We start from the raw sequence: 15447 nt of genomic DNA, 5'->3' as shown, positions 1-15447 counted from the left end.
CTTCGTTTTCCGGTTCTGATGAGCTCACGATGACCACACACCTCACCGCCGCCCATGCCTCGAAGTTCGCCTCGCTCGCGCTTGCCCACCTCACGCGCGAGTACCCGAACAAGCTGACCCACTCGCTCGACGGCCCACAGGACGTGCAAGGCCCGCGCGCGCTGCACCCGGTCTTTTACGGCAGCTACGACTGGCATTCGTGCGTGCACGGCTACTGGCTCGTGCTGCATCTGCTGGAGCGCTTTCCCGACTTGCCCGAGGGGCCGCGGATCGTCGCCGTGGTCGACGAACACTTCACGCCGGAGAAGATGGCCGGCGAGATGGCCTACCTCACGCTCGCGCACAATCGCGGTTTCGAGCGCCCTTATGGCTGGGCATGGCTGCTCGCGCTCGCGGCGCAAGTCGACGCGCTGGTCGAATCGATGAAGCTGCCGCAGGCCGCGCGCTGGAAGGCGGCGCTCGCGCCGCTCACCGACTGGTTCGTCGAGCGCTTCGAGGAATTCCTGCCGAAGGCGACCTATCCGCTGCGAGTGGGCACTCACTTCAATACGGCGTTCGCGCTCACGCTCGCGTACGACTTCGCAAAAGCCACAGCGCGTCCGGCGCTGGCGACGCTGATCGAAGACACGGCCACGCGCTGGCACGCGAACGACGCGGGCTGCCAGGCATGGGAGCCGGGCGGCGACGAATTCCTCTCGCCCGCGCTGAGCGTGGCCCTGCTGATGAGCCGGGTGTTGCGCGCACAGGATTTCGAGCCGTGGTTCACGCGCTTCTTGCCCAGCCTCGCGGTGCAAGAGCCGGTCACGCTCTTCACGCCGGCCACCGTGACCGACCGCAGTGACGGCAAGATCGCCCACCTCGACGGCCTCAACCTGAGCCGCGCGTGGTGTCAGCGCTCACTTGCACGCGCACTGCCGGCCGGCGACGCACGCGTGGCCGTCCTCAACGATGCCGCGCAATTGCATCTGGCCAGCGCGCTCGACCACGTGGCTGGGGACTACATGGGCGAGCACTGGCTCGCCACCTTCGCGACGCTCGCGCTCGAAGCATGACGAAGGCATGAAACGTGTGGGGCGTGCCGTTCGCGCGCGCCGCACGCCGCTTTCCAGACTGAAGATTGACGCGTCTGCGGTCGATATAACGGGCTGAAGCCCCGAGCTGCAGCCGGAATCGGCCGCGCATCGTCCGGCTCGGGACGTCGAACCCATTCAGGTCTGGAAGGTATGCAAGTAGAGAAATTCATGACGAGCCGTGTCGTCACCATTGGCTTCGATGACACGCTCGCGACCGTGCGCGAGATTTTCGCCGAAGCGAGCTTTCATCATCTGCTCGTGGTCGAAGACGGCAAGCTGCAAGGCGTCGTCTCCGATCGCGACCTGTTGCGCGCGATCAGCCCGTTCATCGACAGCGTGGTCGAATCCGCGCGCGATCTCGGCACGCTCAACAAGCGCGTGCACCAGATCATGAGCCGCAAGCCGCTCACGCTGCGGCCCGAGTCGAGCCTCTCCGACGCCGTGGCCCTCTTTCTGTCCAACAAGATTTCGTGCATTCCCATTGTGGATGCCGAATTCCGTCCCGTTGGCATCGTGAGCTGGCGCGACGTGCTGCGCTATCTCGTGCCGATGGACGAGGGCGAGGCGGGTGCGGAGCCAGCCAGCGCGTGATGCGGATTGATTCGTACGCGATCCCATATATTGGTCTGTATTGCGAAGCGTTGCTAACGGTCGTACTTCTTTGCAGCAAACCATAAAGTTCGCAAGCTCTCCTGCCGTTGTTATGTACTGGGCGCTTAATCAGCCTGAACGCCCGGGCTGCACTGGACAAGCGCACCGGAACAATCAATGAAAAACGACTGGGCCACGCGCGGCCTCCAGAGCCGCGCGCCCCCACGGAAGAGAGACCAGGAATGCTTCACAAGCTGTCGATACGCGCGAGCCTGACCCTGATGATCGCCTTCTTCGGCATCGTCCTGATCGTCGGCGCCGCCACAGGACTCCTGTCGATGCGAGCGGGCAACGAGTCGCTGCGCACCATGTACACCGTCAATACGCCGGCGGTCGCCGACCTCGAGGGCAGCGCCGGCCAGCTGCTGCGTCTGCGCCTGGCGCTCGCCACCAACGCATCGCTCTCCGATCTCGGCGACCACGATGCCGCGGACGCGGTGCTCAAGCGCTACGACCAGTACCTGAAGAACTCGAACGAGCGTCTGGACCACTATCTGTCGATTGCGAGCGGAGAAGGCGAGGCGCAGGATCTGATCGCCGACATGCAGGCCAGGCGCAACAGCTTCCTGCACGATGGCCTCGAGCCGGCACTGGCGGCGCTCAAGGCCGGCGACAAGACCGCATTCCAGGAACTGCAGGGCCACAAGCTGCCGTCGCTCTACAGCAACTACGAAAAGGCGATGCTCGTACTCGAGAAGCGCCAGATCGACCTCGGTGCGCAGCGCTACCAGGAAGCGCAGGACCGTTTCAACGCAGTGAGCGTCGCGGTGGGCGTGGGCATGGTGCTCTCGCTGCTGTTCGCGTGGATTGGCCGCGCCGCGCTCATGCGCGCGATCGTGCATCCCGTGGACGCGGCCATCGCCCAGTTCCAGCGTATCGCCGCGGGCGACCTGAGCGGCACGGTGCAGACGACGAGCAACAACGAAATGGGCCGCCTGCAGGCCGCGCTGCGGCAGATGCAGGATGCACTCATCAAGACGGTCAGCAGCGTGCGTGAAGGCGCGCTGTCGATCGACAAGGGCGTGAGCGAGATCGCGGCGGGCAATACGGACCTTTCGCAGCGCACCGAGGAGCAGGCTGCCTCGCTCGAGGAAACGGCGGCGAGCATCGAAGAGCTGACCTCCACCGTCAAGCAGACCGCCGAAAACGCACGCCAGGCCAGCACGCTCGCCGAGGGCGCTTCCGGCCTCGCCGCGCAGGGCGGCGCGCTCTCGCGCGAAGTGGTCGGCACGATGCAGGACATCGTGGGCGACTCGCGGCGCGTGGGCGAGATCGTCGGCGTGATCGAGGGCATTGCGTTCCAGACCAACATCCTCGCGCTCAACGCGGCGGTGGAAGCGGCGCGCGCGGGCGAGGAAGGGCGCGGCTTCGCGGTGGTGGCGAGCGAAGTGCGCTCGCTCGCGCAGCGCAGCGCCGCGGCGGCCAAGGAGATCAAGGAACTAATCGAGTCGTCGACCTCGCGCGTGGAAACGGGCGCGGGCCTCGTCGAGCGCTCGGGCTCGACCATGAGCGAAATCGTCGAAGCGATCGCGCGCGTGAGTGCGATCATGAACGAGATCGCATCGGCGGCGGCGGAGCAGAGCACGGGCATCGATCAGGTCAACGTCGCCGTGGGACAGATGGACCTCGTGACCCAGCAGAATGCGGCACTCGTTGAGCAGGCAACGGCTGCCGCGTCGTCGCTCGAAAACGAAGCGCACCGGCTGAACGCCGCGGTTTCGGTGTTCCGCGTCGGCCGCACCGGGTAACGCAAACGCTGCAGGGTGTGATCCGCCGGTTATAGTCGTGTATTCACGACTGCGGAGTGCCAGCACCATGCAGCTTCTCGATCACGTTTCGATCGGCGTGCCCGATCTCGACGCTGCGCGTCCCTTCTACGATGCGATCATGAATGCGTTGGGTGCGCTCAAGGTCTACGACCGCCCCAACGCGCTCGGCTACGGCGAGCGTTGCGACGCCGCCGAAACGCAGTCGTCGTATCTTTCCATCTACCTGGACGCCGGCGCCATCGAGCCGAACAAGCGGCACTGGTGCTTCAAGGCCGCTACACGCTCGCAGGTCGATGCGTTCCATGCAGCCGGTCTCGCTGCGGGCGGCCGCTCGGATGGCGATCCAGGCTTGCGGCCGCATTATCACGCCGACTATTACGCCGCCTTTCTCATCGATCCTGCCGGAAACCGGGTCGAGGCCGTGTGCCATACTGCATCGGCCTGAAGTTGCGCCTCACGCGAGGCGCGGGAGATGGGGACATGCCGGGCACTGGCAAATACTGGTTTCGAGCCAAACGCTATGGCTGGGGGTGGGGACTTCCGCTCACCTGGCAGGGGTGGGTGGTGCTCGTGGCGTATGTCTTGTCGATTGCCTTGAGCGCGATACTTTTTGAACCGCACGGGCAGCCGTACGCATTCGCGGCATTCGTGATACTCGCCACGCTCGCGCTTTCGGCGGTCTGCTGGCTCAAGGGTGAGCCGCCTCGCTGGCGCTGGGGCAAGGACCGCGAGTGATCGTCTCGTCCCCTGATGCGTTCAGCGAGCGCGAACGTGCGCGAGGTGCTGCGCGCATCGTTCGCAGCCGCGCGGGCAAGCGCGTTTTCTTGCCGCTTTGCACCATGAAATCAGCACGTTATCCGTATGTTACCTGTCATCGTTTTTCCCGATTGAGCGTGCAAAGGCGGGTGATACTGTTGGGGGCACATTCTTCAAAGCAGCTTTGAAGCGGGCAGATGTTCTTCAACGATCCAGGCGAATCGGAGATGCATGATGTCCTGTAACGGCGTGTGGCGAAACCTTCATCGCGTAGCGGCGACGGGTATGGTGGCGGCAGGGCTGGGCCTCGCGGCCGGCGCGCATGCCGCGGGCGACCCGATCAAGATCGGCGTGATCAGCGAGGAGTCCGCGGTGGCGGGCGCCTCGATCAGCAAGGCGGCGCAGCTCGCCGCGGACGAGATCAACGCGAGCGGCGGCGTAGATGGCCGACCCATCCAGATCATCGCCTACGACGACCACTCGTCGGCCTCGGACGGCGTGCGCGCGTTCCAGCGCGCCGCGACCCAGGACAAGGTCGTCGCCGTGATCGGCAGCTATATCAGCGAAGTGGCGCTCGCCATGGAACCCTGGTCGGCGCGGCTGAAAATGCCCTTTATTACGCCGGGCGCCGCGAGCAACGATATTTCGAAGCACGTTCACGACGACTACGACCACTACAAATACACGTTCCACGGCTGGATGACGTCGGCATTCATCGCGCAGTCGATCTGCGATTTTTCGCACGATATTCTCGTCGGCCAGTTCAAGATGAAGTCGACGGTCGTGATGAGCGAGGACGCGGCATGGACCAAGCCGCTCGACGAGCGCTTCATGGAATGCCTGCCCAAGGCCGGTCTTCAGGTGCTGGATCATATCCGCTTCAATCCGGATACTTCGGACTTCACACCAATTTTCAACCAGATCGAGGCCAAACACCCCGATACGATCACCACGGGCATCAGCCACGTGGGCGTGCAGCCAACGGTGCAGTGGCACGATCAGCAGGTGCCGATCCCGATGTCGGGCCAGAGTTCGCAGGCCACGACCACGAGCTTCTGGAAGGACACGAACGGCGCGACGGAGGGCGTGATCACGGCTTCCGCCGCGGCACCGGGCGTGGCGATCACGCCGAAGACGGTGCCTTTCGCGGATGCGTACCAGAAGAAGTTCGGCGTATCGCCTGCGTATTGCGGCTTCTCGACCTATGACCTCGTATACATCCTCGCGGATGCGATCAAGCGCAACAAGGGCTCGACCGATCCGGACCAGATGGTCGCCGCGCTCGAGAAGACGGATTACGTCGGCACGATCGGGCGCTGGGAATTCTACGGCAAGAACGACACGTTCACGCACGCGCTCAAGTACGGCCCGGGCTACATCACCGGCATCAACCTGCAGTGGCAGGACGGCAAGCAGATCGCGATCTGGCCCAAGTCCGTTGCAAACGGCAAGGTCAAGTTCCCGACCTTCATCAAGCTCCAGCAGGCTAGCGCAAACTAGCTTCGCGTAGTGCGTCGCGCGGTGCGGCCCTTCGTCTGACGAGGGGCCGCATGGCGCATGTTGCGACACGCCAATCCTCCTGAAAGGCCGGGCATGCTGCTCTTGCAGATCCTCATCGACGGCTTTGCCATCAGTTCGCTCTACGCGCTGGGCGCCATCGGCTTCACGCTGATTTTCGGCGTCTCCGGCATATTGAATCTCGCACATGGTGGCGTGATGCTCGTCGCCGCGCTGATGGGCTGGATGCTCGCGGGGGAGGCGGGCCTCGGCACCTATCTCGGCACGCTGCTTGGCGTGCTCGCCGGTCTCATCGCGGCCTATGTTACCTATCTGATGGTGGTGCGGCCTATCCAGCGTTCCGCTGCGATTCCGGCCGAAGAGAAGGAAATCTTCGTGCTCACCGGCACCTTGCTGTGGGGCATCATGATCCAGCAGGGCATGGCCTGGCTCTTCACCGACAACCCGGTGACGATGCGCCCGCTCATCGGCGGCGTGGCGATGATCGGCAGCGTGCGCGTGCCGTTCAACGAGATCATGATCGCCGTGGTCTGCTGGGCCGTGATCGGCCTCCTGTGGCTCTTCGTGAATCGTACGCGCGCGGGCAAGGCGCTGCTCGCCGCCTCGATGAATCCGCGCGGCCTCACGCTGCTCGGCTTCGAACTCTCGCGCATCTATCTGCTCGCGTGGACCATCTACGGCGTGCTGGCGGGCATTGCGGGCGTGCTGCTGGCGTCGTTCCTCGGCGTGAGTACGAACAATGCCGGGCAACTCACGGCTAGCGCGTTCTCCATCGTCGTGCTGGGCGGGCTCGGCAGCGTTTCCGGATCGTTGATGGCCGCGTATGTGGTCGGCTATCTGGAGACCGTCACCGCGTATCTCGTTGCGCCGACGCTGCGGCCGCTGCCTGCGCTGCTGCTGCTGGTGCTCGTCGTCTATGTGCGGCCCCAGGGCTTCCTGGGTCGTCGCTAACGGAGCGAAGGGAGCACATCGACATGTCCGGTCTTCTTCGTTCGCGTGGGGTGTGGGTGGCCGTGTTGCTCGCCGTTGCGGCGGCCACGCTGCCGTGGTGGATGTCGGGGTATATCCTCGGCGTGCTCACGGTCGCGTATTACTTCGGCGTGTTCGCGATGTCGTGGGACCTGCTGTTCGGTTTTGCCGGCGAGGTCAATTTCGGCCCGACGTTCCTGATTGGTCTCGGCGCCTATTCGGCGGCGATCATCGACGCCCATTGGGGGCTGCCGATTCCTGTTTGCGTGATCGCGGGCGGCCTCTTCGCGCTGGTCGGCGGCCTGCTGCTCGCGGTGCCCGCGCTGCGGCTGCGCGGCCCGTACTTCGGCCTCGTCACGCTCGTGGCGGTGCTGCTGCTGCAGAACGCCATCGTGATTTTCGCGGGCGTGACGGGCGGCGAGATCGGCATGATGGTGCCCGACGTGATGTCCGTCGACGCCAACCACAACTACTGGATCGCGCTGGCGTTTCTGGTCGTCTGCGCGATCCTGCTGTTCGGTCTCTCCCGCTCGGCAATCGGCCTCATCTTGCAGGCGAGCGGCCAGGACGCGACCGGTGCGCAGGCGCTGGGCTTCAACGTCACGCGGCACAAGCTCGTGGCCTTTTGCATCAGCGCCGTGTTTTCGGGCGTGGCCGGCGCGATGCTCGTGTTCTATCAAGGCACGGCTTCGGTGAGCACGGTGGTGGACCTGAGCGTCGGCGTGCAGATCATCATCGCGGCCGTGCTCGGCGGGCGCCGCACGATACTCGGCGCCGTGCTCGGATCGATCTTCCTGATCGTGGCCGGCGAATTCCTGCGCCCACTTGGCCAACTCAACACGTTCGTCGTCGCGGCCGTCGCGCTCGCGGCGCTGCTGTTCTTTCCGGACGGCCTGCTCGGCAACTTGCTGCGTACGAGGGCCCGCCAATGAACGACACGCCGCTGCTCTCGGTACGCGGGCTGACCAAGCGCTTTGGCGGTCTCGTCGCGGTGAAGGACATCGGCTTCGACATCCGGCCCGGCGAGATCCTGGGCCTGATCGGCCCCAACGGGTCCGGCAAGTCGACGGTGATGAAGCTCATCATGGGCATCGAGCGCCCCAACGCGGGCTCTGTCAAGGTGAACGGCGTAGAGATGGCCGGCTGGGCGCCGCACCGCATTGCGCGCGCCGGTGTGGGCATCGTGTTTCAGCATTCGCGCCCGCTGCATCGGCAAACGGTGCTGGAGCACATCAAGCTCGCACTGCTGCCCGACTCGCTCGTCAAGCTCGCGGCAGAGCCGCATGTGCATCAGCGCGCGCAGGAGATTGCCGCGCGCGTGGGTCTGGCCGCCGTCATGCACCGGCACCCTGCCACGCTGCCGTTCGCGGACCTGCGCCGCATGGAGATGGCGAAGGCGATAGCACGCGACCCGCAGGTCGTGCTCGTCGACGAGCCCTTCGCAGGACTCACGGTTGCGGAATCGGAGGCATTCTCCGAGCTGATTCGCGGTTTTCGCGCGGAGGGGCGCGCGGTGCTGCTGGTCGATCACAACGTCAAAAGCCTTTCAGCGCTCGCCGACCGCGTGCTCGCGATGTACCTCGGCGAGCACGTTGCCGAAGGCACGGCGGAAGAGGTGATGCAAAACGAGACGGTGCGCCGCGTCTATCTGGGCAGCAAGCTGGAGCTGCGTCAGCGCTCGAGCGTCGCGGGCGAGGCGAAGCGCGCCATCCTCGAGGTTTCGGACTTGCGCGTGCTGTACGGCAAGGCATGCGCGCTCGACGGCGTGAGCCTCCACGTGCGCGAGGGCGAGTTCGTTTCGGTGGTCGGCCTCAACGGCGCCGGCAAGACCACGCTCTTCAACGCGCTTTCAGGCCTCTTGCCGTACAAGGGGACGATCCGCTTCGACGGGCGCGATCTGAAGGGCATGAGCGGGGCGGCCGTCTCGCGCGCGGGCCTCGTGCAATGCCCGGAAACGCGCGAGCTGTTCGGCGACATGACGGTGCGCGAGAATCTCGAACTCGGCGCCTATCATCTCTCCGACGACGTGCGCAAGAAGCAGCTCACGTGGCTGTTCGACCTCTTTCCGATCCTCAAGTCGCGCCAGAGCCAAACCGCGCGCACGCTTTCGGGCGGCGAGCAGCAAATGCTGGCCATTGCGCGTGCGCTCATGCCTCAGCCCAGGCTGCTGATACTCGACGAGCCGACGCTCGGGCTCGCACCCGTGATCCTCGAACAGCTTTCGAAGGCGCTGGACGCGCTGCAGCAGTCCACGCCCATTACGGTGCTGCTGGGCGAGCAGAACGTTCGCTTCGCCCTGCCGCACGCGGACCGCGTTTATGTGCTGGAACATGCGCGCATCGTCTGGGAGGGGAGCGCTTCGCGCTTCGAGACGGAGATGGGGCGCGGCTTTCTCGAAGCGGTGCCCACGACCGTTCCTCATGCACTGACCTCGGGCGCGCCGCGTTGAAGGCCACGCGCGGCATGCGCGCGCCGCGTCTTCACGCCTGAGCTTCTGCCTCGGTCTCGGCCACGGCCTCTGCGCTTTCAGGCTCCAGCACTTTCACGTCGTGCAGCCACCGCGTGGCCTTGGCGATGGCCCGGGAAAGCCGCGCCACCTCGTTCAACTGCTCGATCACGTCGTTGGCGAAGCGGAAAAGGAACGCCGCTCCCTCGTTGCGCAACTGCAGTGCGGACATGATGCGCTGGCGCGCCGAGTCGGACTGCGCTTCGATTTCCGGCTTGGCGTTGACGATGCCCGTCACGACGTCGGCCTCCGGGTGCGCGATCATCTGCACGGCAAGCGTGAAACGCTCGATGACGGACCGGGCGAATTGCACCAGCTCAGGGTTGTTCGCCAACACGGTCACGTCCGCGCTTTGCGCGGCGCGCCTCTGACTCAGCGCGAGCATGCTCGTGGTGGCCACTTCCCGGATGGCGTCGAGGCAGGTGGCAATTCGCGCGAGATCCACCAGTTGCCGGCCCTCGTCGTCGCTTTGCACGGCATCCGAGAGCTTGCCGATATAGGTGAGTATGGCAGTGCTGAGCGAGTCTGCCGCCTTGTCTTCGTTCGACACCGTGGAAAGCGCCTGCGTGGAGCTTTCGACCAGCAGCGTGGCGCTATGCTCGACGAGAATCTGCACGAGCTTGCCGAGCGAAGCCAGTTCGAGTTGCACGCGGGCAATGGCGAGCGCTGGCATTTCGACCAGCGTTTCATCGAGGTAACGCGGCACGCCGGGGTCTTGCCACCCTTCGCGGCGTGCCGGGGCCAGGCGTTCGGCGAGCTTCGCAATGGGCCCCGTGAACCAGATCAGCACGAGGGTGCTGAACACGCTGAACACTGTGTGTGCATTGGCGGCCTGCCGCGGCGTTTCCGCCGCGAGGCGCGCAGCGCCGGTCAGCTCGGGCGCGGAAGGCGAGATCATGCGCACGAAATCGGCGAACTGCGGAATGACGAAGGCGAAGAACAGCACGCCAAGCACGTTGAAGATCAGGTGGACGATACCGACTTGCGCGGCCTCCGCCGACTTGCCGATTGAAGCGAGCAGCGCCGTGCCACAGGTGCCCACATTGGCGCCGAGTATCAGCGCAATGCCCGACTCGAGCGGAATGAGCCCCTGGCTGCCTAGCGCGATCACGATCGCGAGCGTGGCCGCCGAGCTTTGCACGATGGCCGTGAACACCGCGCCGATCACGATGCCGATGAGCGGATTGCGCATGTTCTGCATCGCGTCGATGAACGGCTGGTAATCGCGCAGGGGCCGGGTCGCGTTGCCCATCATTTCGATGCCGAGAAACAGCAGGCCGAGGCCGAGCAGCGCGCCACCCAGTTCGCGCAGCGTTTCGCGCTTCGCGAAGCCATAGAGCAGGAAGCCGCCGCCGAGCATGAACGGCGTGAGCGCGGAGATATTGAACGCGATGATCTGCGCGGTGAGCGTCGAGCCGATATTGGCGCCCATGATCATCGGGATGGACTGCATCAGCGTCATGAGCCGCGCGGAAACGAAGCCCACCAGCAGTACCGTGGTGATAGTCGACGAATTCAGCAGCGCCGTGATGCCGGCGCCCGCAAGCACGCCGCGAAAGCGGTTGGCGGTGAGCGAACCCAGCAGCGATTGCAGGCGCGCGCCGGCGATCGTTTTGAGCGCGCCCGTCATCAGATCCAGCCCGAACAGGAACAGGGCGAGCCCGCCCACCAGCAGTCCGGTCACCTCGACCAGGTTCAGGTTCGCACCAGGCAGCATGGCATTGGGCCCTCGCTCTCGGGACGGGACGAAACGATTCTACGCGTCATGGTACTGCCTTGTTGGCGCGCCGCGCGGTTGCGGGCTCACGGACTTCTTCAGCGCCGGTATCGAACGAATGACGAGCTTCTCCAGCTCCACCACGAGGAAGAACAGGATCGCACCCGCCACGAGCCAGAGCCAGGTCGAGAGCGGCAGGGACTCGGTATTGAACACCGCGTGAAAGGGCAGCGTATAGGTGAAAAGAATCTGCAGCACGACGACAGCACCGATGCCGTACCAGAGATACGGGTTGCCCATGTGCGCCCGCACTGATAGCGCTGAATTGAGCAGCGAACGGCTATTGAGCAGATAGAAGACTTGTCCCAGCGTAATGGCGTTGACGGCGGCCGTGCGCGCCATCGAATCCGCCACGCCCTGCGACTTCATCCAGAAGAATGCCGCGAGCGTATAGAGCACGAGCGTGGCGCCGACAAAGAGAATGCGCCACACGCCGAATGGTGTGACGATAGGACGGTCGATCGAGCGCGGCGGGCGCTGCATCACGTCGTTCTCGTGAGGCTCGAAGGAAATGACGAGGCCAAGCGCGACGGACGTGACCATGTTCACCCACAGCACCTGCGGCGCGGTGATCGGCAGCACGAAGCCGAACAGGATCGCGATGGCAATCACGGCGCCCTGGGCGATATTGGTGGGCAGCATGAAGAGCATGGCCTTTTCGATGTTGTTGTAGACCGTGCGCCCCTCCTTGACTGCCGCCGAGATCGAGGCGAAATTGTCGTCGGCGAGGATCATGCCCGCGGCTTCCTTCGTGACTTCCGTGCCCTTGATGCCCATCGCCACGCCGATATCCGCCTTCTTGAGCGCGGGCGCGTCGTTCACGCCGTCGCCCGTCATGGCGACCACCTGCCGGTTGGCCTGGATCGCCTTCACGAGCCGCAGCTTGTGCTCGGGGCTCGCGCGCGCAAACACATCCACGTCGCGCACACATTCCTGCAGCGCGGCGTCGTTCATCGCCTCGATCTCGGCGCCCGCCACGGCCGTCTTGCCGTCGCCGATGCCGAGCATGCCCGCGATCGCAGCGGCCGTGACCTTGTGGTCGCCCGTGATCATCGTCACGCGGATGCCGCCGCCGTGGCATTCGCGCACCGCATCGATCGCCTCTTTGCGAGGCGGGTCCATGAGGCCTACGAGACCGAGCAGCACGAGCGTCTTCGGCAGATCCTGCGGGCCGAGGTTGCCCACTTCGAGGCCGGGATCGGGCAGCCAGGCGAGCGCCAGCACGCGTTCGCCCTGCGAGGCGAGCCGCTCGCCTTCGCGCGCAAAGCGCTCGCGGTCGAGCGGCGCGGGGCCGCTTGCGGTTTGCTGGCGGTCGCAATTTTCGATGATCACTTCCGGCGCGCCTTTCACGAGCAGCATCTCGCCTTGCGCCGAGCGGTTCAGCGTGGCCATGAACTTGTGTTCGGACTCGAAGGGAATGCCGTCGATGCGCGGCGCTGCGGCGGCCTCCGCACTGCGGTCCATGCCGAGCTTGCCGGCGAACGGGTAGAGCGCGCCCTCGGTCGGGTCGCCTTCCACCTTCCATTTGCCGTCTTCTTCGAAGAGCCCGGCGTCGTTGCACAGCATGGATACCCGGCCCATGAGCGTGAGCACCTCCGGCCGTTCGGCGCCGAGCGCCTTCCCGCCCGCGCGGACTTCGCCTTCGGGTGCGTAGCCGTCGCCGGTCACTTCATAGGGCGCGTCGGCCGTCACGACCGAGGTCACCATCATTTCCATGAGGGTGAGCGTGCCGGTCTTGTCCGAGCAGATGCGCGAGACAGACCCCAGCGTTTCGACGGCGGGCAGGCGGCGGATGATGGCGTTGCGCTTCGCCATGCGCTGCACGCCGATGGCGAGCGTGATGGTGATGAGCGCCGGCAGGCCTTCCGGAATCACCGAGACCGCGATGCCCACCACCGCCTGGAACAACTGGATGAAGGTCATGTGGCCGAGCCAATGGCCCCATGCGAAGAGCAGCACGCTGATGATGCCGATGGCGATCGTAATGACGTATCCAAACTTCTTGATCTGGCGTAGCAGCGGCGTTTCCAGCGCGCTGACCTCGGCCAGCATCTCGTTGATGCGGCCAAGCTCCGTCTGGCTGCCCGTCGCCACGACGATGCCGGTTGCGCGGCCCGAGAGGACCATCGTGCCGGAAAAGGCCATATTCTCGCGATCGCCCACGGTGGCGTGCGCCGGCACCGCGCCGGTGTTCTTCTCCGCAGGCACGGATTCGCCCGTGAGCGCCGCCTCTTCCGTGCGCAGGTTGCGCGCCTCGACGAGGCGGATGTCCGCGGGGATCTTGTCGCCCGATTCCAGCAGCACGATGTCGCCGGGCACGACCTCTTCGGCGGGGACGAGGCGCACCTCGCCGGCGCGCAGCACGCGCGCCTCTGCGGAGAGCATGTTGCGAATCGAGTCGAGCGCTTTCTCGGCGCGCCCTTCCTGCAGGAAGCCCAGCAGCGAATTGAGGATGACCACCGCGAAGATGATCGAGGCGTCGAGCCACAGGCTCAGCATCAGCTTGATGAAGCCCGCCGCGAGCAGCACGTAGATGAGCACGTTGTTGAACTGGGCAAGCAGACGCACGAGGGGGCCACTCTTCTTGCCCTGGGGCAGGACGTTTGGCCCATAGGTGCCCAGGCGCTGCGCGGCGTCCGCCACATCGAGCCCTTGCGACGGATTCACGCTGAGCTGGCGCTCGATCTCGGCAGCGGGCATGGCGTGCCACTGTACTGCGCCCGCACCTGTTGCCGCATTCTCGGCAGAACTCATCTTCGCCCCCTTGGTTGCGCAGAGATTCAACGCAATAGTAAGTTTTTTTCGCAACAGGCACGCGCAACCTGGTGCGCGTGCAGTTTTTGTTCGAGGCTGCCGCCGTGGGATGTATGGCAACATCTTCCTGACACGACCCGCACGAGTCATTCCATGCGCATCACGCCACTGCCTCCGCTGCCCTGCCTCGTCGCGTTCGAAGCCGCCGTGCGTCACGCCAGCTTCACGCGTGCGGCTGCCGAACTGCACCTCACGCAGAGCGCGATCGGCCGCCAAGGCGTCGGGCGGTGTGGCTTCGCCGACGGACCCCATCAACAATACGCAGTGAACATGAAGGGCGAACTGGGCGTGATCGCGGCGGGTGCGATTGCCGATATGGTCGTGCTCGATGGTAATCCGCTCGCCGACATCGGCATGGTGGCCGGTGAGGTCGAGCGGATTGAATATGTGCCGCAGCGAGGGAAGATCGTGAAGGCGCGGGTGGAGGGATGAGCGCCCACCCTCGGTTAGTTGTCCAAATGCTCGCAGTCAGCGACGCACGAGCGCAACAACGTACACGCACGGGCCCTTGCCCGGATTGAAGAACGCGCAGTCGGCAGGCGGCCCGAGCTGGAGGCAGTCGCCGGCTTCGAGCGTGTGAACCTGCTCGCCTTCCTCGAATACCAGCGTGCCGCTGCGCACCCAGATCTGCTGATGCTGGAACGTGAACGCCGACGCCGGATACGCAACGCGAACCCCGCCCGGCAACGCGATCTCCACGAGGTCGAGCATGCCGCCGTTGCGCGGCGAGACGGCCCGGCGTGTGTAGCCGGTTTCGGGGTCCTGCCAGATTTGCTGGTCGGCGGCGCGGCTCAAACGCTCGCCGGTTTGCTCCGCGAGCGCGAGCAGCATGGACAGCTGCAGGCCAAAGGCACCCGAAAGCCGGCCGAGCACGGTAGCGGTAGGACTCGCTTCGCCGCGCTCGATCTTGCTGATCATCGCCTTGGAAACGCCCGAACGCTCGGCCATGTCCGCGAGCGACCAGCCGCGCGATTCGCGCTCGATGCGCACGCGCGTGGAAATGGCGGAGGTGGGGTCGGTGAGCGGTCGGTCCATGAGTCGATTATACGGGCCGGCTTGTGGCGTATCGGTCAGGCGCAGAGATTTTGAATGGCTCCTCGCCGGTGCGCGACTGTTGCTGCAGTTTTACCGTGGCCCCCCACCTCGCGACGCTATGTCAGTTCCCGGGTGATGAACTGCGCGCGCCCGCGGCCGAAGGACCAGTCCGCATCGTCGTTCTCGACGATCGACACGATGACGTCGTCCGGCGAAATGCCGCATTGGGTTTGCAGCTTTTCGACGAGCAGGCGATAGAACTCGACCTTTTGCGGCTCGGTGCGCTTGCGGCTCACCGCCGTGAGCAAGATGACGTCTCTCGATCGTGTGTACCCGAGTCCGGTGTCTTCCACCACCAGTTCGCCGGGACGATGCTGGTTGACGCTCTGGTAGCGATCGGTAACGGGTACATCGAAGGCCTGAACCATGGCCTCATGGGCGGCGTCGAGAAGCGCCCGCACCTGTTCGTCGGTGCGGCCCTCGATGATGTCGAATTTGAGCATTGGCATGTGAACTTCTCCTTGAGTGGGACAGCGTGAGGGTGGCACTCCGATAGCCCGTCAGACCTGAGTGCCGGGA

13 protein-coding genes and 2 pseudogenes are annotated in these 15447 nt (G+C 65.0%); 11 read left to right on the top strand and 4 right to left on the bottom strand.

The genetic code is table 11. From position 1 onward, the window contains the following. Nucleotides 1–29: 29 nt before the first annotated feature. The 9 genes from ACOJB8_RS03175 (at nucleotide 30) to ACOJB8_RS03135 (ending at nucleotide 9185) form a co-directional block, all read left to right on the top strand. Nucleotides 30–1052, top strand: coding sequence for a DUF2891 domain-containing protein (locus ACOJB8_RS03175; RefSeq protein ID WP_342949381.1), 1023 nt, complete (start codon nucleotides 30–32; stop codon nucleotides 1050–1052). A 171-nt stretch (nucleotides 1053–1223) separates the two neighbouring features. Further along, nucleotides 1224–1664, top strand: coding sequence for a CBS domain-containing protein (locus ACOJB8_RS03170; RefSeq protein WP_069267037.1), 441 nt, complete (start codon nucleotides 1224–1226; stop codon nucleotides 1662–1664). A gap of 242 nt (nucleotides 1665–1906) precedes the next feature. Further along, a complete protein-coding gene (locus tag ACOJB8_RS03165) occupies nucleotides 1907–3472 on the top strand; it encodes a methyl-accepting chemotaxis protein (RefSeq protein ID WP_069267036.1) in 1566 nt (521 codons plus the stop codon). 67 nt (nucleotides 3473–3539) lie between these two features. Further along, nucleotides 3540–3938, top strand: coding sequence for a VOC family protein (locus ACOJB8_RS03160; protein ID WP_368687319.1), 399 nt, complete (start codon nucleotides 3540–3542; stop codon nucleotides 3936–3938). 35 nt (nucleotides 3939–3973) lie between these two features. Next, nucleotides 3974–4228 (top strand): hypothetical protein, encoded by a 255-nt coding sequence (locus ACOJB8_RS03155; protein ID WP_406951172.1) that lies wholly within the window; start codon nucleotides 3974–3976, stop codon nucleotides 4226–4228. A 255-nt stretch (nucleotides 4229–4483) separates the two neighbouring features. Further along, on the top strand, nucleotides 4484–5749 hold the full coding sequence (locus ACOJB8_RS03150) for an ABC transporter substrate-binding protein (protein WP_069267058.1): 1266 nt from the start codon (nucleotides 4484–4486) through the stop codon (nucleotides 5747–5749). A 93-nt stretch (nucleotides 5750–5842) separates the two neighbouring features. Next, nucleotides 5843–6718 carry a branched-chain amino acid ABC transporter permease gene (locus ACOJB8_RS03145; protein WP_475011019.1) on the top strand — a complete coding sequence of 292 codons (876 nt, stop codon included), beginning with the start codon at nucleotides 5843–5845 and terminating at the stop codon, nucleotides 6716–6718. Nucleotides 6719–6741: 23 nt separating this feature from the next. After that, nucleotides 6742–7668, top strand: coding sequence for a branched-chain amino acid ABC transporter permease (locus ACOJB8_RS03140; protein WP_069267032.1), 927 nt, complete (start codon nucleotides 6742–6744; stop codon nucleotides 7666–7668). Beyond that, nucleotides 7665–9185 carry an ATP-binding cassette domain-containing protein gene (locus tag ACOJB8_RS03135; RefSeq protein ID WP_475011018.1) on the top strand — a complete coding sequence of 507 codons (1521 nt, stop codon included), beginning with the start codon at nucleotides 7665–7667 and terminating at the stop codon, nucleotides 9183–9185. Before ACOJB8_RS03140 ends, ACOJB8_RS03135 begins: the two co-directional genes overlap by 4 nt. Before the next feature lie 31 nt (nucleotides 9186–9216). On the opposite strand, the gene ACOJB8_RS03130 is transcribed toward ACOJB8_RS03135, so the two are convergent. Next, nucleotides 9217–10959, bottom strand: coding sequence for a Na/Pi cotransporter family protein (locus ACOJB8_RS03130; protein ID WP_069267030.1), 1743 nt, complete (start codon nucleotides 10957–10959; stop codon nucleotides 9217–9219). Between the two features lie 39 nt (nucleotides 10960–10998). Next, complete coding sequence (locus ACOJB8_RS03125) at nucleotides 10999–13773, bottom strand: HAD-IC family P-type ATPase (protein WP_406951169.1); 2775 nt, start codon at nucleotides 13771–13773, stop codon at nucleotides 10999–11001. Between the two features lie 153 nt (nucleotides 13774–13926). Between ACOJB8_RS03125 and ACOJB8_RS03120 the strand changes: the two are divergent. Further along, nucleotides 13927–14049: pseudogene (locus tag ACOJB8_RS03120) on the top strand (LysR family transcriptional regulator); the annotation flags it as partial. Nucleotides 14050–14097: 48 nt separating this feature from the next. Next, nucleotides 14098–14265: pseudogene (locus tag ACOJB8_RS03115) on the top strand (amidohydrolase family protein); the annotation flags it as partial. 36 nt (nucleotides 14266–14301) lie between these two features. Here the strand turns inward: ACOJB8_RS03115 and ACOJB8_RS03110 are convergent. Together ACOJB8_RS03110 and ACOJB8_RS03105 are read right to left on the bottom strand one after the other, a co-directional pair. Further along, a complete protein-coding gene (locus tag ACOJB8_RS03110) occupies nucleotides 14302–14868 on the bottom strand; it encodes a helix-turn-helix domain-containing protein (RefSeq protein WP_069267027.1) in 567 nt (188 codons plus the stop codon). 116 nt (nucleotides 14869–14984) lie between these two features. Continuing rightward, nucleotides 14985–15377, bottom strand: coding sequence for a tautomerase family protein (locus ACOJB8_RS03105; protein WP_069267026.1), 393 nt, complete (start codon nucleotides 15375–15377; stop codon nucleotides 14985–14987). Nucleotides 15378–15447 lie beyond the last annotated feature (70 nt).

This window comes from Paraburkholderia sp. BR10141, assembly GCF_056155635.1.
Note: the sequence above shows the minus strand (reverse complement) of the source record. Positions and strands in the feature narration are given on the sequence as shown.